The sequence below is a fragment of the Streptomyces sp. NPDC002032 genome, from assembly GCF_042890765.1.
GTDB lineage: Bacteria > Actinomycetota > Actinomycetes > Streptomycetales > Streptomycetaceae > Streptomyces.
In genome coordinates this window covers 321,263-340,285 of sequence record NZ_JBIASM010000002.1, presented here as the reverse complement: position 1 = coordinate 340,285, position 19,023 = coordinate 321,263, and the positions used below count along the sequence as shown (strand labels likewise).

At 74.9% G+C, this 19,023-nt stretch carries 9 protein-coding genes; 3 read left to right on the top strand and 6 right to left on the bottom strand.

All coding sequences use genetic code 11. The annotated features are described in order from the left end of the window. Positions 1 to 138: 138 nt before the first annotated feature. On the top strand, positions 139 to 399 hold the full coding sequence (locus tag ACFYYT_RS05690) for a mycoredoxin (protein WP_045949161.1): 261 nt from the start codon (positions 139 to 141) through the stop codon (positions 397 to 399). A 118-nt stretch (positions 400 to 517) separates the two neighbouring features. Here ACFYYT_RS05690 and nudC read toward each other — a convergent pair whose 3' ends face one another. The 5 genes from nudC to ACFYYT_RS05665 all read right to left on the bottom strand — a co-directional run bounded on the left by nudC (position 518) and on the right by ACFYYT_RS05665 (position 11,212). After that, entirely contained in the window at positions 518 to 1,471 is a 954-nt protein-coding gene (gene nudC / locus ACFYYT_RS05685) for an NAD(+) diphosphatase (protein WP_385321667.1), read from the bottom strand. 94 nt (positions 1,472 to 1,565) lie between these two features. After that, positions 1,566 to 2,972: a dipeptidase gene (locus ACFYYT_RS05680; protein WP_351828682.1), complete on the bottom strand. Its 1,407-nt coding sequence runs from the start codon at positions 2,970 to 2,972 to the stop codon at positions 1,566 to 1,568. Between the two features lie 10 nt (positions 2,973 to 2,982). Next, entirely contained in the window at positions 2,983 to 7,002 is a 4,020-nt protein-coding gene (locus ACFYYT_RS05675; protein ID WP_388607003.1) for a UvrD-helicase domain-containing protein, read from the bottom strand. 43 nt (positions 7,003 to 7,045) lie between these two features. Then, positions 7,046 to 10,615 (bottom strand): ATP-dependent helicase, encoded by a 3,570-nt coding sequence (locus ACFYYT_RS05670; protein ID WP_388607145.1) that lies wholly within the window; start codon positions 10,613 to 10,615, stop codon positions 7,046 to 7,048. 249 nt (positions 10,616 to 10,864) lie between these two features. Further along, positions 10,865 to 11,212 (bottom strand): MGMT family protein, encoded by a 348-nt coding sequence (locus tag ACFYYT_RS05665; protein WP_351828679.1) that lies wholly within the window; start codon positions 11,210 to 11,212, stop codon positions 10,865 to 10,867. Positions 11,213 to 11,331: 119 nt separating this feature from the next. Between ACFYYT_RS05665 and ACFYYT_RS05660 the strand changes: the two genes are divergently transcribed. Beyond that, entirely contained in the window at positions 11,332 to 14,259 is a 2,928-nt protein-coding gene (locus ACFYYT_RS05660; RefSeq protein WP_388607001.1) for a lysylphosphatidylglycerol synthase domain-containing protein, read from the top strand. Between the two features lie 36 nt (positions 14,260 to 14,295). Here ACFYYT_RS05660 and ACFYYT_RS05655 read toward each other — a convergent pair whose 3' ends face one another. Continuing rightward, positions 14,296 to 15,042, bottom strand: coding sequence for a YwiC-like family protein (locus ACFYYT_RS05655; protein ID WP_351829482.1), 747 nt, complete (start codon positions 15,040 to 15,042; stop codon positions 14,296 to 14,298). A gap of 293 nt (positions 15,043 to 15,335) precedes the next feature. On the opposite strand from ACFYYT_RS05655, the gene ACFYYT_RS05650 reads away from it, so the two are divergent. After that, positions 15,336 to 19,019 (top strand): nitrate reductase subunit alpha, encoded by a 3,684-nt coding sequence (locus tag ACFYYT_RS05650; protein WP_351829479.1) that lies wholly within the window; start codon positions 15,336 to 15,338, stop codon positions 19,017 to 19,019. The last annotated feature ends 4 nt before the right edge of the window (positions 19,020 to 19,023 follow it).

Genomic DNA, 19,023 nt, shown 5'->3' with positions numbered 1-19,023 from the left:
AGCCGGTTGGATCAGTCGGATCCGTCACACCGCCCGGCCGGGGCGGGGCGGCCGGGAATGGTGGGGCGACGGCGTGCGTTCGACTACTCGGACCAGCCGAGAGACCTCGGTCCACCGAGACCTCACAGAGGAGCGAGCATGCAGGACACGGGCACCGTCACGATGTACAGCACGACCTGGTGCGGCTACTGCCGTCGGCTGAAGACCCAGCTGGACCGGGAAGGCATCGCGTACAACGAGATCAACATCGAGCTCGACCCGGAGTCCGCGAAGTTCGTCGAGCAGGCCAACGGCGGCAACCAGACCGTCCCCACCGTGCTCGTGAAGTCCTCCGCCGGCAACGAGTCCGTCATGACGAACCCGAGCCTCGCCCAGGTCAAGCAGGCCCTGGCCGTCTGACCCGGTCCGTTCTCGGCCACAGACCGGCCCCCGCTGCGGCGGGGGCCTTCTGCGTGTCCGGCCCCGTGCCCCCGCCCGCGCCGGGGCCGGGTTACGGGACGCGGGGGGGGGCGGCGGGTCAGACCGACGCGGCCGGCTTCGGGAGGGGCTGGCCGTACCAGAGCTCGATGAGGCGGGCCGCGATGGAGATGCCCGACGGGGGCAGGACCTCGCCGGACTCGATGGCGGCGCGCAGGTCCTCGCGGGAGAACCAGCGGGCCTCCTGGATCTCCTCGCCGTCGACCGTGATCTCCGAGGTGACGGCCCGGGCGGTGAAGCCCAGCATCAGGCTGTACGGGAACGGCCAGGGCTGGCTGGCCACGTACTCGACGGTGCCGACCTTGACCCCCGCCTCCTCCCACACCTCGCGGACCACCGACTGCTCGATGGACTCGCCGGGCTCGACGAACCCGGCCAGCGTCGAGAAGCGGCCCTCCGGCCAGTGCACCTGGCGGCCCAGCAGCGCGCGGTCCTGCTCGTCCGTGACCAGCATGATCACGGCCGGGTCGGTGCGCGGGTAGTGCTCGGCGCCGCAGCCCGGGCAGCGGCGGATGTGGCCGGCGGCCGCGACCACGGTGCGCTCGCCGCAGCGGGAGCAGAAGCGGTGCATGCGCTGCCAGTTCTCCAGCGCCACCGCGTGCACCATCAGGCCGGCGTCGCGCGGCGACAGCAGGAGCCCGGCCTCGCGCAGACCGGCCGGGCGGGCCGACTGGTCCATGCGGCCCGGCAGCGAGTCCTTCTGCAGCGCGAAGTACCGTACGCCGTCCTCGTCGGTCCCCAGGAAGTAGCGGTGGGTCTCGGTGACGGGGGCCTCGAAGGCCGGGGTCATCACGATGCCGGTGCCGCCGTCGGCGGTGTCGTCGATCAGGACCTGGCCGCCGGAGACGACGAAGACGCGGGTCGTCGGGTGGCTCCAGGCCGCGGCGAGCCATGCCTCGTCGAGGCGGTGGTGCGCGGCGCGGTCGATTCCGCTGGGCGCGGAGAGCGAGATCGGGCGCTCGGGCTCGGTATGGGTGCTCACAGGTACTTCCAACTCCCCCGGTGTGTGGGACAAGGCAGGCTGGTGTGGTGCGAGTGGTGCGGGCGGCTGCGCGCGGGTGGGTGGGTGCGCGCGGGCGGCGCGATCGTCAGGCGGTGGGCTTCCAGTGCTCGGCGAGGTCGCCCCACAGGTAGGCGGCGGTCTCCACGCCCTTGAGGAGGAGGTCCAGCTCGACCTTCTCGTTCGGCGAGTGCCAGCCGTCGGAGGGCACGGAGATCCCGAGGAAGAGGACCGGCGCGTCCAGGACGTCCTGGAGGTCGGCCGCCGGGCCCGAGCCGCCCTCGCGGGTGAAGCGGACCGGCTGCCCGAAGGCGCGGCCCATGGCGCGCACGACCGACTGCAGGGCCGGGTGGTCCAGCGGGGTCAGGCAGGGCCGGGTGGGGGCTCCGAAGACGATGGAGTGCCGGATGCCGGCGGGCACGCGGGCCGCGACCCAGTCCCGTACGGCCGCCTCGACCTCGTACGGGTCCTGCCCCGACACCAGGCGGAATGACAGCTTCAGGTGTGCGGAGGCGGGCACGATGGTCTTGCCGCCGGGGCCCTGGTAGCCGCCGCCGATGCCGTTGACCTCGGCGGTCGGGCGGGCCCAGACCCGCTCCAGGGTGGAGTACCCGGCCTCGCCCGCCGTCGCGTGGGACTTCGCGGTGCGCAGCCACTCGGCCTCGTCGAAGGGCAATTCGGCGATGAGCGCGCGTTCGGCGTCGGTCAGCTCGGTGATGTGGTCGTAGAAACCGGGGATCGTGACCCGGCCGTCCTCGTCGTGCAGGGCCGCGACGAGGCGGGCGGCGGCGGTGGCCGGATTGGGCACGGCGCCGCCGAAGGCGCCCGAGTGGATGTCCTGGTCGGGCCCGTGGAAGTCGATCTCGCAGTCGGCGACGCCGCGCATGCCGGTGCAGACGGTCGGGGTGGTCTCGGACCACATGCCGGTGTCGGACACGATCACGACATCGGCGGCCAGCCGGCCGGCCCGCTCCTCGACGAGCGCCCGGAAGTTCGGGGAGCCGGACTCCTCCTCGCCCTCGATCAGGAGCTTGAGGTGCACGGCGGGGGCGGCGGCCCCGGTGGCGGCGAGGTGGGCGCGCACGCCGAGGGTGTGGAAGAAGACCTGGCCCTTGTCGTCGGCCGCGCCGCGCCCGTACATGCGGCCGTCCGCGACGACCGGCTCGAAGGGCTCGGTGTGCCAGCCGTCGGCCAGGGCGGCGGGCTGGACGTCGTGGTGTCCGTAGACGAGGACGGTCGGGGCGGCCGGGTCCTCGGCGGGCCATTCGGCGAAGACGGCGGGGGCGCCCGCCGTCGGCCAGATCTCGGTGACCGGGAAGCCGGTCTCCTTGAGCTTCGCGGAGAGCCATTCCGCGCTGCGGCGCACGTCGTCGGCGTGCTCGGGCTGGGCCGAGACGGACGGGATGCGCAGCCACTCGGCGAGGTCGCCGAGGAAGGCCTCGCGGTGGGCGTCGATGTACAGGCGGACGGCGCTGTCCGGCAGGGTTTCGCTCATGGCCACGAGCCTAGCCGTCCACCTGAGGGTCACCGTCCGTGCCCGTTTCGCCTTGGAGGATCCGCTCAAGCCGGGCCCTGCCGGGGAGGTCGCGGGGGCGGATCACGCGGCCGCTGCGGACGTGGAGGAACGCGGCGGAGACCCGCTCCAGGGGGGTCGCGGTGGCTTCCGCCCAGGCGAGGCGGTACACGGCGAGCTGGAGGGGGTCGGCCTGGGTGGTGCGGCCGGTCTTCCAGTCGACGACCTCGTACGAGCCGTCCGGGTGCCGGTAGACGGCGTCGATCCGGCCGCGGATCACCCGGCCGGCGAGGGTGATCTGGACCGGGGCCTCCATCCGGTACGGGGTCCGCTCGGCGTATTCGCTGCGCTCGAAGGCGGCCTTGAGGGAGGCGAGGTCGGCCTCGTCGGCGACCTCCTGGTCGGAGCCGGGCAGCTCGGTGGCGGGGTCGAGGAGCCCGTCGAGGAGGGGCAGGGGCAGTTCGTCGAAGCGGGACTCGACCCAGGCGTGGAAGCGGGTGCCCTGGCGGGCGGCGGGCTGCGGCGGCTTGGGCATGGGACGGGCCAGATCCCGTACGAAGCCCTGCTCGTCGGCGGCGAGGCGCAGGAGCTGGCTCGCGGACAGGGCGGAGGGCAACTCGACCTCGCGGACGGCTTCGCGGGCGCGGCGGAGCTCGCCCTCCAGGGCGTCGAGGTCACGGTCCCAGGAGGCGATGGCGCGGGCCTCTTCGGGGGTGAGCGGGGGCGCGGCCGGGCCGGTGGCGGCGCGGCGGGGGGCGGGCAGCCGGGGGGTGCCGGGCGCGGCGGCGGGGTGGGGGCCGGGGTACGCGGGCTCGCCCGCCCAGAGGTCCTCGGGGTCGGCGGGCTCCTGCGCCCAGGGGTCGGCGGGGAGGTGGTTCTCCCCCGCCCCGCCCCTTCCCGGAACCGGGGCCGCGCCCCGGACCCCGTCCCGGGCGGGGCCCTGCGGCGGGACCGCCCAGGGGTCTTCGGGCACGGCTTCGCCCGCCCACGGCCCCCGCCCGGGCAGGGGGTGAGCGGCGTCCCCGGACCCCTCCGCAGCCCCGTCCACCGGGCCGCCGGAGGACGGGGCGCCGGGGGCCGGGTCCCCGTAAGCCGGGTCGCCGGAACTCGGGTCCCCGTAAGCCGGGTCGCCGGAGCGCGGGTCCCCGTAAGCCGGGTCGCCGGAGCCCGGGTCCCCGTAAGACCCGGCGCCGGGAGCCGGGTCCCCGTAAGCCCGGTCCCCGGAGCGCGGGTCCCCGTAAGCCGGGTCCCCGGAGCTCGGGTCCCCGTGAGACCCGGCGCCGGGGCGCGGGGCGCCGGAGGGACGGCGCTCGGAGTGCGGGCTCCCGGGGGCGGGGCCGCCATGGAAGGGGCCCTCGGAATGCGGGTCCCCCTCGGGCGGGGTGGCGTACGGCTCCTCGTCGGGCGGGGGCTCCTCGTCGTAGGAGGGGTCTTCGCAGTCGGGGGGCCAGAGGTACGGGTCCGTCGGGGGCTGGGGCTGGGGCGGGGTCGGGGCCGACAGGTGGGACTCGACCAGGGCGGCGGCCGCGCGGCGCAGGGTGAGGGAGGCCGGATCCAGCGGGAGGGGCCAGGAGTGGTCCGGGCCGGTGGAGTCCAGGGCCGGGTTCTCCGCGTCGGCGGCGGGCTCCTGCGCCCAGACCTCGATCTCACCGAAGCCCGCCTCGCAGTGGGCGCGGAGGGACTCCAGGAACGCCGAAGGGCCCCGGCGCCGCTTCTGCGTCGGCCCCCACCAGTGGCCGGAGGCCAGCAGCAGGGAGCGCGGGCGGGTGAAGGTGACGTACCCGAGGCGGAGTTCCTCGGTCTGCTTGTGGGTCTTGAGGGCGGCCTTGAAGGACTTCAGTCCGGCCGGGGTCCACTCCGGGTCGGCGGGCAGCGTGGGGGCGTCCCCGCGCAGGCCGTACGGGAGCACCTTCGCGTACGAGGTCCAGGCCTCCGGGGCCTTCTCCTTCGGGAAGGAGCCCGCGCACAGGTCGGGGACGACGACCACGTCCCACTCCAGGCCCTTCGACTTGTGGGCGGTGAGCACCTTCACGGTGTTCTCCCCGCCCGGCAGGGCGTGGTCGAGGCCCTTCTCGTACTGGGCGGCCGTGCGCAGGAAGCCGAGGAAGGCCAGCAGGGTCGCCTCGCCGTCCAGCGCGGCGAAGCCCGCGGCGATGTCCATGAAGTTCGACAGGGTCTCGCGGCGCCGGGCCGCCAGCGCGTGCGGGGACGCGGAGAGCTCCACCTCCAGGCCGGTGGTGGACAGCACCCGGTGCAGTACGTCCATCAGCGGGTCGGCGAGCGCCCGCCGCAGGTCCCGCAGCTCCTGGGCGAGGTGCGCGAAGCGGACCCGGGCGGCGGCGGAGAAGGGGAGGTCGTCGGGGGCCTGGCCGGCGCCGTCCAGGAAGGTCTCCAGCGCGTCGGCCAGCGAGACGACCTCCGCCGGGTCCACGCCCTCGACCGCCGCCGCGAGCCGCCCGTCGGGCCCGGTGTCGGAGGGGGCGCGGGCCACCAGCTGCCGGGCCCGGCGTCCGAGGAGCGCCAGGTCGCGGGCGCCGATGCGCCAGCGCGGCCCGATGAGCAGCCGGACGAGGGCCGCGTTGGCCCCGGGGTCCTGGAGCACCTCGCAGACGGAGACCAGGTCGGCGACCTCGGGGAGGTGCAGGAGGCCGGACAGGCCGACGACCTCCACCGGCACGTCACGGGCGACGAGGACGGCCTGGATCCGCGCGAAGTCCGCGGCGGAGCGGCACAGCACCGCGATCTCGCCGGGCTCCTTCCCGGTGCGCACCAGGTGGGCGACGGAGTCCCCGAGCCACTCCAGCTCCTCCGCGTGGGTCTCCAGCAGCGCGCAGCGCACCGACCCGTCCCGTTCGGCGCCCGGGGCGGGGCGCAGCGCCTCGACCCCCTCGTGCATGGCGCGCAGCGGGGCGGCGAGCCCGTTGGCCAGGTCGAGCAGGCGGCCGCCGCTGCGCCGGTTCTCGCTGAGAGACAGGCGGGTGGCGGGGCGGCCGTCGGCGTGCGGGAAGTGCTCGGGGAAGTCGTCGAGGTTGGCGACGGAGGCTCCGCGCCAGCCGTAGATGGCCTGGCAGGGGTCGCCGACGGCGGTCACGGCGTGCCCGGTACCTCCGCCGAAGAGGCCGGACAGCAGGAGCCGCTGGGCGACGGAGGTGTCCTGGTACTCGTCGAGCAGGACGACGCGGAACTCCTCGCGCAGCAGCGCGCCGACCTCGGGGCGGGTGGTGGCGAGCCGTGCGGAGAGGGCTATCTGGTCGCCGAAGTCGAAGAGGTCGCGGGAGCGTTTGGCGGCGCGGTAGCGGCTGACGAGTTCCAGCAACTCCAGGCGGCCGCGGACGGCCTCCGGGACCTTGCGCAGGTCCTCGTTGGTGAGCTTGACCCCGACGAGGGAGTCGAGCAGCGCCGTGTCGTACGCGCGCAGCCGGTCCGGTTCGACGAGGTGCTCGGAGAGTTCCCCGTCGAGCGCGAGGACGTCGCTGACCAGGTCGGGGACGGATTTGGTGAGCGAGGGGTAGGGGCCGGGGGCCTCGCGGATCACCTTGGCGGCGAGCTGGAAGCGGGTGGCGTCGGCGAGGAGGCGGGCGCTGGGTTCCAGGCCGATGCGCAGGCCGTGGTCCTTGAGGAGCTGCCCGGCGAAGGCGTGGTAGGTGGAGATGCGCGGTTCGCCGCCGGCCGCCCCGGCGTCGGCCGGGGAGGGGTCGGGGTCGGTGACCCCGGCCCGGGCGAGGGCCTTGCGGACGCGCTCGGCGAGCTCGCCGGCGGCCTTGTTGGTGAAGGTCAGCCCGAGGACCTGCTCGGGGGCGACCGCGCCGGTGCCGACGAGCCAGAGCACGCGGGCGGCCATGACGGTGGTCTTGCCGGAGCCGGCGCCCGCGACGATCACCTGCGGGGCGGGCGGGGCGGTGACGCAGGCCAGCTGTTCGGGCGTGAAGGGGATCCCGAGGAGCTCCTTGAGCTGCTCGGGATCGGTGAGTGCGGGGGCGCGCCCGGACTCGTACGCGGTCACAGCGGTCACCACAAAAGGCTAGCCGCCGCCACCGACAACGCGGTCCGGCGTCTCATTCGACGCTCTGGCGGCCCTCGGGGCGGGCGCTGCAGGCGCTGCGGAAGGAGCAGCGCTTGCAGTGCTCGCCGGTGGCGGGGGCGAAGCGTTCGTCCAGGACCCGGCCCGCGGCGGTGGCCAGCAGGTCGCCGACCCAGGCGCCGGAGGGGCCGCCGTCGAGCGGCTGCTGGGCCTGGACCTTCGGGACCTCGTCCCCGCCGTCCTTCTTGGCGGCCCCTTGGCGGAGCTGGACGAGTTCGGCCCCGCCCGTCTCGGGCCGCAGGCCGTCGAACACCTCGTCGACGGCGCCCTCGCGGACGGCGAGCTGGTAGACGGCGAGCTGGGGGTGGCGGGCGACCTCGTCCTTGGTCGGGGCGCCCTTGCCGGTCTTGAAGTCGACGACGTACGCACGCCCCTGCGGGTCGGCCTCGACGCGGTCCATGGAGCCCCGGATGCGGACGGCGTACTCGCCGGCGTCGAGGGTGACGTCGAAGTCGTGCTCGGTGGCGACGGAGGTGCGGCCGCCGCGGTCGGTGGTGTGCCAGCGCAGGAACCGTTCCAGGGCGGCGCGGGCGTTGTCCTTCTCCTGGCGGGACTTCCAGGGGGCGTCGAAGGCGAGGGCGTCCCAGACGGAGTCGAGGCGCTCCATGAGGACGGCGAGGTCGGCGGGGGTGCGGCCGGAGGCGACCTCGTCGGCGAGGACGTGGACGACGTTGCCGAAGCCCTGGGCGGCGGTGGAGGGGGCGTCGGCCTTGACCTCCCGGCCGAGGAACCACTGGAGGGAGCAGGTGTTGGCGAGCTGGTCCAGGGCGCTGCCGGAGAGGGCGACGGGCCGGTCGCGGTCGCGCAGGGGCACGGTGGAGGCGGTGGGCTCGTACAGGCCCCACCAGCGCTGCGGGTGCGCGGCGGGAACCAGGGGGCGGTCCTCGTCGTCGGTGAGCGCGGCGAGCCGGGCCAGCCGGCGGGCGGCGGCGTCGCGCAGGGCGGGCGAGGCGGCGGGGTCGACGGTGGTGGCGCGGAGTTCCGCGACGAGCGCGGGGACGGCGAGCGGGCGGCGGGGGCGGCCGGTGACGTCCTTGGGGGTGACGCCGAGTTCGGTGAGGAAGCGGGAGGGCTGGTCGCCGTCCTCGGCGGGGGCCTTGACGGCGGTGACGACGAGGCGGTGGCGGGCGCGGGTGGCGGCGACGTAGAAGAGCCGGCGTTCCTCCGCGAGGAGCGCGCCGGGGGTGAGGGGTTCGGCGAGGCCGTCGCGTCCGATGCGGTCGGCTTCGAGGAGGGAGCCGCGGCGGCGGAGGTCCGGCCAGAGGCCCTCCTGGACCCCGGCGACGACGACGAGTCCCCACTCCAGGCCCTTGGAACGGTGGGCGGTCATCAGGCGGACGGCGTCGGGCCGGACGGCGCGGGTGGTGAGGGTGTCGGCGGCGATGTCCTCGGCGTCGAGCTGTTCGAGGAAGTTGAGGGCGCCGCGGCCGCCGGTACGTTCCTCCGCGCGGGCGGCGTTGTCGAAGAGGGCGCAGACCGCGTCGAGGTCGCGGTCGGCGTTGCGGCCGGTGGTGCCGCCGCGGCGGGCGCGGCGTTCCAGGCGCTGCGGCCAGGGGGTGCCGTCCCAGAGGGTCCAGAGGGCCTCTTCGGCGGTGCCGCCGCCCTGGAGGAGCTCGCGGGCCTTGCGCAGCAGCAGGCCGAGGCGTTGTGCTCCGCGGGCGTACGCGGGGTCGTGCGCGGTGAGCCGCTCGGGCTCGGCGAGGGCGCGGGCCAGCAGGACGTCGGAGGGCGCGGGGACGGTGACCCCGGCGGCCCGCTCCTCGTCGCGCAGGGCCCGGCCGAGCCGGCGCAGGTCGGCGGCGTCCATCCCGCCGAGCGGCGACCCGAGCAGCTCGATGGCGGCCTCTACCCCGACCCACCCCTCGCCCGCGCCATCCCCGGCGGCGGCGGGCTGCGCCACGGCGCCCGGGTCGGCGGCGGCGCCGTCGGGCAGGGCGGCCGCAGCGGCGGCGGGGGCCGCGCCCGGCGCAGCCTCGGCGGCAGCGTCCGGCGCGGCGGGCGCACAGGCGTCCCCGACGGCGGCGGGCTGCGCCACGGCACCCGGGTCGGCGGCGGCGCCGTCGGGCAGCGCGGCCGCAGCGGCGGCGGGGGCCGCGCCCGGGGCGGCCTCGGCGGGGGCATCCGGCTCGACGACACCAGCGGCGGCCTCGGGGACGGCGCCCGGTGCGGCGGGTGCACCGGCGTCCGGGGTGACGGTGGTGGCGGCTGCGGCCTTGGCCGTGATGCGGAGGGCCGTCAGGAGGGGGGCCACGGCCGGTTCGTGGCGCAGGGGGGTGGCCGAGGCGTCCGTTTCCGCCGGGACCCCCGCCGCGATCAGGGCGCGCCGCATCGCCGGGAGGGTGCGGCCGCCGGAGCGGACCAGGACGGCCATGTCCCGCCAGGGCACGCCGTCCTCCAGGTGGGCCCGGCGCAGCACGTCGGCGATGTTGTCGAGCTCCGCCCCGGCGGTCGGGTACGTGTAGACCTCGACCCGGCCCCCGTCCCGTACGGGCTCCAGCGCCCGGTGGGCCCGTACGGCGGCCGACGGCAGGCGCGGCAACGGCATGCGGGTGGTCAGCAGCCGGGTGGCGGCCAGCAGGGCGGCGCCCGAGCGGCGGCCGATCGTCAGCGCGCGGACCCGCGCCCCGGGGAAGGCCGACTCGAAGTCGAGGACGTTGTTGATGTCGGCGCCCCGGAAGGCGTAGATCGACTGGTCCGGGTCGCCGAAGGCGATCAGGGTCCCGCCCGGGCCGTTCAGCGCGCGCAGCAGCCGCAGCTGGGAGGCGTCCGTGTCCTGGTACTCGTCCACGAGGATCACGTCGTAGGCGGAGGCGAGCGAGGGCGTGCGCTCCGCGAGGAGCACGGCGCGGTGCAGGAGCTCCGCGTAGTCCAGGGCGCCCTGGAGGTCCAGGACGTCGAGGTACTCGGAGAGGAAGGCGGCGGCCGCCTTCCAGTCGGGGCGGCCGATGCGGTCGGCGAAGTCGGAGAGGGCCTCCGGCCCCAGGCCCAGTTCGCGGGCGCGGGCCAGGACGGCCCGGACCTCGTCGGCGAACCCGCGGGTGGTCAGCGCGGCCCGCAGGTCGTCCGGCCAGCGGATGGAGCCGAGCCGGCGCTGCCCCTCCAGCAGGGTGCGGACCGTGACGTCCTGCTCGGGCCCGGAGAGCAGCCGCAGCGGGTCCGCGAACAGTTCGTGGTCCTGGTGGGCGCGGACCAGGCCGTAGCAGAAGGAGTGGAAGGTGGTGGCCTGCGGGGCGCGGGCGCCGCCGAGCCGCAGGGCCGCGCGGTCGCGCAGTTCCACCGCGGCCTTGCGGCTGAAGGTGAGGATCAGGACGCGCGCCGGGTCGGTACCCGCCTCGACCCGGGCGGCGGCCGCCTCGATCAGCGTGGTCGTCTTGCCCGTGCCGGGTCCGGCCAGCACCAGCAGGGGTCCCCGGGTGTGATCAACCACCGCGCGCTGCGCTGCGTCCAGGACAGGGGGAGCCACCCGTCCCGGCCCGGTGCGCACCAGCCGGTACGCGTCGGGGGTGCGCGTACGCCGCTGCGGGCGGCCGGAGGAAGAGGTGATCACGTGGTGTGCCGGTCCTGGTGGGTCTGCGGTCGCCGCGGTGGCCGCGGCCGCCGCGGGTGCGGTGACGGAGTCGCCGGCGCCGGCGGCCTGCGTGGCCGCCGCGTGCGCCGAAGAGGCAACGCTACGCCAACCGCGGTGGCGGCCGCAGTCCGTCCCGGGGGGCGGGAACGTCGCCCCGGAGGCCTCCGGGGTCGTCCCCCGTACGGGCCTTCGACCCTCCGCCCGCGTCCCGCATGGCCGAAGCTGTCAGGTGTGAGCCTCGTCGCCTCCGACCCGCCCGTCCCGTCCGTCCCAGCGCGCCCGGCGCATCGCCAGCCGGGGCCCGCCGGACGGCGTCTCGCGCAGCGGGGTGCCCTCCGCGCGGTAGTGCTCCAGGGCCCGGCGCTCGCTCCCGGGCAGCGGCACGCCGTCCGCCCGCACCACCCGCCACCAGGGCACGGCCGCTCCGTACAGGGCCATGACACGGCCGACTTGGCGGGGTCCGCCCTCGCCGAGCCACTCCGCGACGTCCCCGTAGGTCATCACCCGGCCGGGCGGAATCCGCTCGGCCACCTCCAGCACCCGCTCCGCGTAGGCGGGAAGCTCTTCGCTCATTCGGGACATGGTGCCGGACGCCGGGGAGGGATCGGCGGAAGTCTCGCTTCCGTACCGGCGCGCACCCTGCTGCCCCGCTCGGCCGCCGGTCCGTGCCACCATCTTCCGGGCGGTGACTGGTGATACGTGATCAAGAAGAGACGGATGTGACGGCGAAGGAGCAGGGCGTGGGCCCTCCGGACGGTGCGTCGAGGGACGACCGCGCGCGCCCCGAGGGCGGCGCGTCCGCGGACTCCGGCGCATCCTCGGACGGCGACGCGCACCCAGACGGCGACGCGGATCAGGCGACAGCCGCGGATCCGGCGACGGACGCGCACCCGGCGACTGACGCGCGCCCGGACCCCGGCCCGGGCCGGGACCCCGGCGCGCCCGCGGACGGCGACGCCCGCCCCGGCGACGCCGCGCGCCCCGACGAGGTGCCCCTCTGCGACCCACACCCCGACGACCCGCCCGGCCACACCCCGACCGCGGCCGACCGCGTCGAGGTCGACGAGCCGCTGCTCGCCGCCCGCGTGCACCGGCCCTCCGACCTCGTCCGGCTCCTCGTCGGCGTCCTCGGGATCGCCGTCGTCCTCAGCATCGCCGCCTTCGCCCACGGGACGACCGCGGGCCTGGAGGAGGACATCACCAAGGGCACCGGCCAGGCGCCCGACCTGCTGATCAAGGTCGCCGGCCTGGTGTCCTCGATCGCGGTCCTGCTGGTCCCCGTCGCCTTCGCCATCGAGCGGCTGATCAAACGCGACGGCCTGCGCATCGCCGACGGCGTCCTGGCCGCGGTGCTCGCGCACGGCGTCACCCTCGCCACCGACCTGTGGGTCTCCCAGGCCGCCCCCGGCACCATCCAGGAGGCCCTGACCCGCGCGACCGACACCGCGGGCGGCTCCACCGACCCGGTGCACGGCTACCTCGCGCCCGTGATCGCGTACATGACCGCCGTCGGCATGACGCGGCGGCCGCGCTGGCGGGTGGCGCTGTGGGTGGTCCTGCTGCTGGACGCCTTCGCGATGCTGGTCGGCGGGTACACCACCCCCTTCTCGATCATCCTGACCGTGCTGATCGGCTGGAGCGTCGCGTACGGAACCCTGTACGCCGTCGGCTCGCCGAACGTCCGGCCCACCGGACAGCACCTCCTCGCGGGGCTGCGCCGCGTCGGCTTCCAGCCGGTCAGCGCGATGCGCGCGGAGGCCTCCGAGGCGGACGGCTCCGAGGCCGGCGACCGGGGCCGGCGCTACCACGTCACGCTGGAGGACGGGCCGCCGCTGGACGTCACCGTCGTGGACCGCGAACAGCAGGCGCAGGGCTTCTTCTACCGGGTCTGGCGGCGGCTGACCCTGCGCGGCATCACCACCCGGCGCAGTCTCCAGTCGCTGCGCCAGGCGCTGGAGCAGGAGGCCCTGCTGGCCTACGCGGCCATCGCGGCCGGGGCCAACGCGCCGAAGCTGATCGCCACCTCCGAGCTCGGCCCGGACGCCGTGATGCTCGTGTACGAGCACCTGGGCGGCCGGACCCTCGACGCCCTGCCCGATGAGGAGATCACCGACGACCTGATCCGCAACGCGTGGGAGCAGGTACGGGCCCTCCAGTCGCGGCGGATCGCGCACCGCCGCCTCACCGGCGACGCGCTGGTGGTGGATCGTGCCGGCAACGTCGTCCTCACCGACCTGCGGGGCGGCGAGATCGCGGCGGGCGACCTGGTGCTGCGCATGGACATCGCGCAGCTGCTGACGACGCTCGGCCTGCGCGTCGGCGCGGAGCGGTCGGTGGCCTCGGCGGTCTCGGTGCTCGGCCCCGACGCGGTGGCGGACTGCCTGCCGCTGCTCCAGCCGATCGCGCTGAGCCGCTCCACGCGGGCGACCCTGCGCAAGCTGGCCCGGGAGCGGGCCGACCGGCAGCGGGAGGCCGTACTGGAGTCCTCGCGGGCGGCGAAGGCGGCCCGCGAGGCGGGGGCCGCGGCCGGGGCGGAGGCCGCCGCGGCCAGCCCGGCCGCCGACCGCAAGGCCGAGAAGCGGGCCCTGGACGAGGCGCTGGAAGACGCGCGCGAGGAGGACCTGCTGAGCCAGATCCGCCGGCAGGTGCTGCTGATCCGCCCGCAGGCGCCGGTGGAGCCGGCCCGGCTGGAGCGGATCCGGCCGCGCACGCTGGTGTCCTTCATCGCGGGCGCGTTCGGTGCGTACTTCCTGCTGACGCAGCTGGCCCACGTGGACTTCGCGACCGTCGTCGGCGAGGCGCAGTGGGGCTGGGTCGGGGCGGCGCTCGCCTTCTCGGCGCTGAGCTACTTCGCGGCGGCGATGAGCCTGCTGGGCTTCGTACCGGAGCGGGTGTCGTTCCTGCGGACGGTGGTCGCGCAGGTCGCGGGGTCCTTCGTGAAGCTGGTCGCCCCGGCGGCGGTCGGCGGCGTCGCGCTGAACACGCGTTTCCTCCAGCGGGCCGGGATCCGGCCGGGGCTCGCCGTGGCGAGCGTGGGGGCCTCGCAGCTGTTCGGGCTGGCCAGCCACATCCTGCTGCTGCTGGCGTTCGGCTACCTGACCGGCACCGAGAAGACCCCGGAGATGACCCCGTCGAGGACGGTCATCGCGGGGCTGCTGACGGTGGCGGTCCTGGTCCTCGTCGTCACGGCGGTGCCGTTCCTGCGGAAGTTCGTCGCGACGCGGGTGCGGGCGCTGTTCGCCGGTGTCGTCCCGCGCATGCTGGACGTGCTCCAGCGGCCGCAGAAGCTGATGACGGGCATCGGCGGCATGCTGCTGCTGACCGGCTGCTTCGTGATGTGCCTGGACGCCTCGATCCGCGCCTTCGGGGGCGGGGAGGCCATCAGCTACGCGAGCATCGCCGTGGTCTTCCTGGCGGGCAACGCCCTGGGTTCGGCGGCGCCGACGCCGGGCGGCATCGGCGCGGTCGAGACCACGCTGACGCTGGGTCTGATCGCGGCGGGCCTGGAGAAGGAGGTCGCGATCTCCGCGGTGCTCCTCTTCCGCCTGATGACCTTCTGGCTGCCGGTCCTGCCGGGCTGGATCTCGTTCAACTTCCTGACCCGCAAGGAATCGATCTAGGCCGTCTCTTTTCGGATCTTGCCTGGCGGCGCGGCCTCAGAAGGCCAGGAGCAGGGTCCCGAGCAGGGCCGCCGAGCAGGCCAGTTCCACCGCGCCGACCACGGCGGGCCGCAGGGCGCGCCCCGGGAGGGCGGCCGCGCGGGCGAGGTAGGCCGTGAAGGGCGGGAGCAGCCAGGGGGAGAGCGCGGCCGCGGCCGGCACGGCCGCCGCGTGGCAGGCCACCGAGCCGCGGCGGTACGCCCGGGAGCCGCGTTCGCGGATCATCGTCTTCACGTACGGGACGGTCCCGGCGAAGTACAGCAGGCAGGCCAGCGCCGGCCGCCAGGAGCCGCCGGGCCCCAGACCGCCCAGGCCGGCCGCCACCATCAGCATCCCGCAGGCCGGGACCACCGCCGCCAGGCCGTTGAGCAGGTCCCGCTCCCGGCCGCGGCGCGCGTGGACGGTGTTGACCGCCACGAAGGGCGCCGCCGCCGCGCCCGCGAGCAGCAGCCACGGGTGGCGCACGGCGAGCGGGAGGGCCGCCGCCGCGCAGGCCGTCCCGAAGACCAGCGCGGGCCGTACGTGCCGCCGCGCGGAGCGCAGCCGGCGGGTGGCCAGCCGCAGCCACTGCTGGGCGTGGAAGGCGGCCGCGTAGCCGAGCAGCCAGGCCGTCAGGAGCAGCGCGTGCTCCGCGCCGGGGCGGGGGGCGAGGAGGGTACCGGCGAGGAAGGGCACGACGAGCATCGCCCAGGCCCCGTGCTGGTCGGGGATCCACACCTGTACCCACCGTCTGCGCGCAGCCATTTCCGCCCCGCTTCCCGTTCCCTCTCAGGGCGTTCCGGAATTCCGGCATTGCGGCATTGCGGAATTCCGGCTTTCCGGGGCGCAATGCCGTTCCCGCCCCCGGACGTTCGTGTTCCGCGGGGCTCCGCCGTGTTCCTCCAGCCTGCCATCCGCTCGGCCCGGAAAAGACCGGCAGGAGGTCACCCGCACTGGGGACCTTTGTCACCGGGTTCGTCTTCCGGGCGGGCGTAGCGTCGTTCACGGGTCCCCTCGTCCGGAGACCGCAACACCCGTTTCCCGGCCTGGAGGTCGCTGTGGACGAGCGTCAGAAGAGGCGTCAGAAGAATCGGGCGGCGCACGAGGCCGCCGTCGACGCACTCGTCAAGGCGGGCGGTTTCTTCACCCGCGCCGAGGTCTCCGACGACCTGCGCACGGTGCACCGCACGGGCGGCCGCGCCGCGGAGGCGTTCTACCGGGACCGCTGGAGCCACGACAAGGTCGTGTATTCGACGCACGGCGTGAACTGCACGGGTTCCTGCCGCTGGAAGGTGTTCGTCAAGGACGGCATCATCACCTGGGAGACGCAGGCGACGGACTACCCCTCCGTCGGTCCCGACCGGCCCGAGTACGAGCCCCGCGGCTGCCCGCGCGGCGCCTCGTTCTCCTGGTACTCCTACTCCCCCACCCGCGTGCGCCACCCCCTCGTGCGCGGCGCCCTCCTGGAGATGTACCGCGAGGCCAAGGCGCGGCTGGGCGACCCGGTCGAGGCGTGGGCCGACATCCAGCGCGACCCGGTGCGCCGGCGCGCGTACCAGCAGGCCCGCGGCAAGGGCGGCCTGGTCCGCGCCGACTGGGAGGAGGCGACCGAGCTCGTCGCCGCCGCGCACGTGCACACCATCGCGGAGCACGGCCCGGACCGGATCGCCGGCTTCTCCCCGATCCCGGCGATGTCGATGGCCTCGCACGCCTCCGGGGCCCGTTTCCACTCGCTCATCGGCGCCCCGATGCTCAGCTTCTACGACTGGTACGCCGACCTCCCCGTGGCCTCCCCGCAGGTGTTCGGGGACCAGACGGACGTGCCCGAGTCGGGTGACTGGTGGGACGCGGCGTACCTGATGATGTGGGGCTCGAACGTCCCCGTGACCCGCACCCCGGACGCGCACTGGATGGCGGAGGCCCGTTACCGCGGGCAGAAGGTCGTCACCGTTTCCCCGGACTTCGCCGACAACACCAAGTTCGCCGACGAATGGATGCACCCGCACCCCGGTACGGACGGTGCGCTGGCCCTGGCAATGGGGCACGTCATCCTCAAGGAGTTCTTCGTGGAGAAGGAGACCCCCTTCTTCACGGACTACGTCCGCCGGTACACGGACCTGCCCTTCCTGGTGTCGCTGCGGGAGACGGAACACGGTCTGGTCCCGGGCAAGTTCGTCACCGCCGCCGATCTGGGCCGGGAGACGGAGAACGCGGCGTGGAAGACCGTCCTCGTCGACGACGTCACCGGTGATCCGGTGGTCCCGAACGGCACGCTCGGCCACCGCTGGGGCAAGAACGAGACCCCGGAGTGGAACCTCGACCTCGGCGCCACCGTGCCCCGGCTCTCGCTGATCGGCGAGGCCGCGGGCGAAAGCGCGGAGATCGTGCTGCCGCGCTTCGAGGACGACGAGCGCGGCGGGACCGTCCGGCGCGGGGTGCCGGTGCGCCGGATCGGCGAGCGGCTGGTGACCACCGTCTTCGACCTGATGCTGGCCCAGTACGGGGTGGCCCGCGCGGGCCTGCCCGGCGAGTGGCCCACCGGCTACGACGACGCGGCACAGCCCGGGACCCCGGGCTGGCAGGAGTCGCTGACCTCGGTGCCGGCCGCCCAGGCGGCGCGCGTGGCGCGGGAGTTCGCGCGGACCGCGCAGGAGTCGAAGGGCCGCTGCATGATCCTGATGGGCGCGGGGACGAACCACTGGTTCCACTCCGAGACCATCTACCGCGCCTTCCTCGCGCTGCTCACCCTCACCGGCTGCCAGGGCCGCAACGGCGGCGGCTGGGGCCACTACGTCGGCCAGGAGAAGTGCCGTCCGGTCACCGGCTGGGCCACGCTCGCGGCCGCGTCGGACTGGTCGCGTCCGCCCCGCCAGATGATCGGCGCGGCCTGGTTCTACCTGCACACCGACCAGTGGCGGTACGACACCCTGCCGGCCGGGGCGCTGGCCTCCCCGCTCGCCGGGGGCGCCTTCGAGGGGATGAGCGGCGCGGACTGCCTGGCGGCGAGCGCCCGCATGGGCTGGATGCCGTCCTACCCGACCTTCGACCGCAACCCGCTGGAGCTGGGGGAGGCCGAGGATCCCATTGCCGAAACGATTCAGCAGCTCAAGGACGGCACCCTCGGCTTCGCCGGCGAGGATCCCGACGCCCCCCGCAACTGGCCGCGCGTGCTCAACGTGTGGCGGGCCAACCTCCTCGGCTCCAGCTCCAAGGGCAACGAGTACTTCCTCAAGCACCTCCTCGGCACCCACTCCAACCTCCCCGCGGACGGCCCGCGCTGCACCCCGCGCGACGTCGCGTACCGGCCCCAGGACGTGGAGGGCAAGCTCGACCTCCTGACGACCATGGACTTCCGGATGACGTCCACGACGCTCCTGTCGGACGTGGTCTTCCCGGCGGCCACCTGGTACGAGAAGCACGACCTGTCCTCCACGGACATGCACCCCTTCCTGCACGCCTTCACCCCGGCCGTCGACCCGCCCTGGCAGGCCCGCTCCGACTACGACGCCTTCCGCGGCCTCGCCGAGAAGTTCGGCGAGCTCGCCGGGCCCCGCCTCGGGGTGCGCAGGGACCTGGTCGCGACCGCGCTCCAGCACGACACCGCGGGCGGGGAGATGGCCCAGCCCGGCGGGGTCGCCCTGGACTGGTCGAAGGGCGAATGCGAGCCCGTACCGGGCCGGACCATGTACGGCCTGACGGTCGTCGAGCGGGACTACGGCGCGGTCGGCGAGAAGTTCGGCGCGCTCGGGCCGCTCGTGGACCGGCTCGGCGTGACCACCAAGGCCGTCACCTTCGACGTCGCCGAGGAGATCGCCTACCTCGGTGAGAAGAACGGACTGGTGCGCGGCGGGGCCGGCGCGGGCCGCCCGCGCCTGGACACCGCCCAGCGGGCCTGCGAGGCGATCCTCGCCCTGTCGGGCACCTCCAACGGCCGCCTGGCCACGCAGGGGTTCGAGACCCTGGAGAAGAAGGTCGGCAGGCCCATGGCCCAGCTGGCCGCCGAGGCCGAGGGCAAGCGGATCACCTTCGCCGACACCCAGGCCCGCCCGGTCCCGGTGATCACCTCGCCGGAGTGGTCGGGTTCCGAATCGGGCGGCCGCCGCTACACGGCCTTCACCGTCAATACCGAGCACCTCAAGCCCTGGCACACCCTCACCGGCCGCCAGCACTTCTTCCTCGACCACGACTGGCTGCACGAGGTCGGGGAGTCCCTCCCCGTCTACAAGCCGCCGCTGAACATGCACACGCTGTACGGGGAGCCCGAGCTGGGCGTCGTCGACGGGAAGACGGTCGCCGTGCGCTACCTGACCCCGCACAACAAGTGGGCGATCCACAGCCAGTACCAGGACAACCTCTACATGATGACGCTGGGCCGCGGCGGCCAGACCGTGTGGATGTCCCCGCAGGACGCGGAGGCGATCGGCGTCGCCGACAACGACTGGATCGAGGCGGTCAACCGCAACGGCGTGGTCACCGCCCGGGCGATCGTCTCGCACAAGATGCCGCCCGGCACGGTCTACATGAACCACGCGCAGGAGCGCACGGTCGGCGTCCCCAGGACCGAGAAGACCGGCCGCCGCGGCGGCATCCACAACTCGCTGACCCGGGTGATGCTCAAACCCACCCACCTCATCGGCGGCTACGCCCAGCTGACCTGGGCCTTCAACTACCTGGGCCCGACGGGCAACCAGCGCGACGAGGTGACGGTCATCCGCCGCCGCTCGCAGAACGTGGAGTACTGATCCG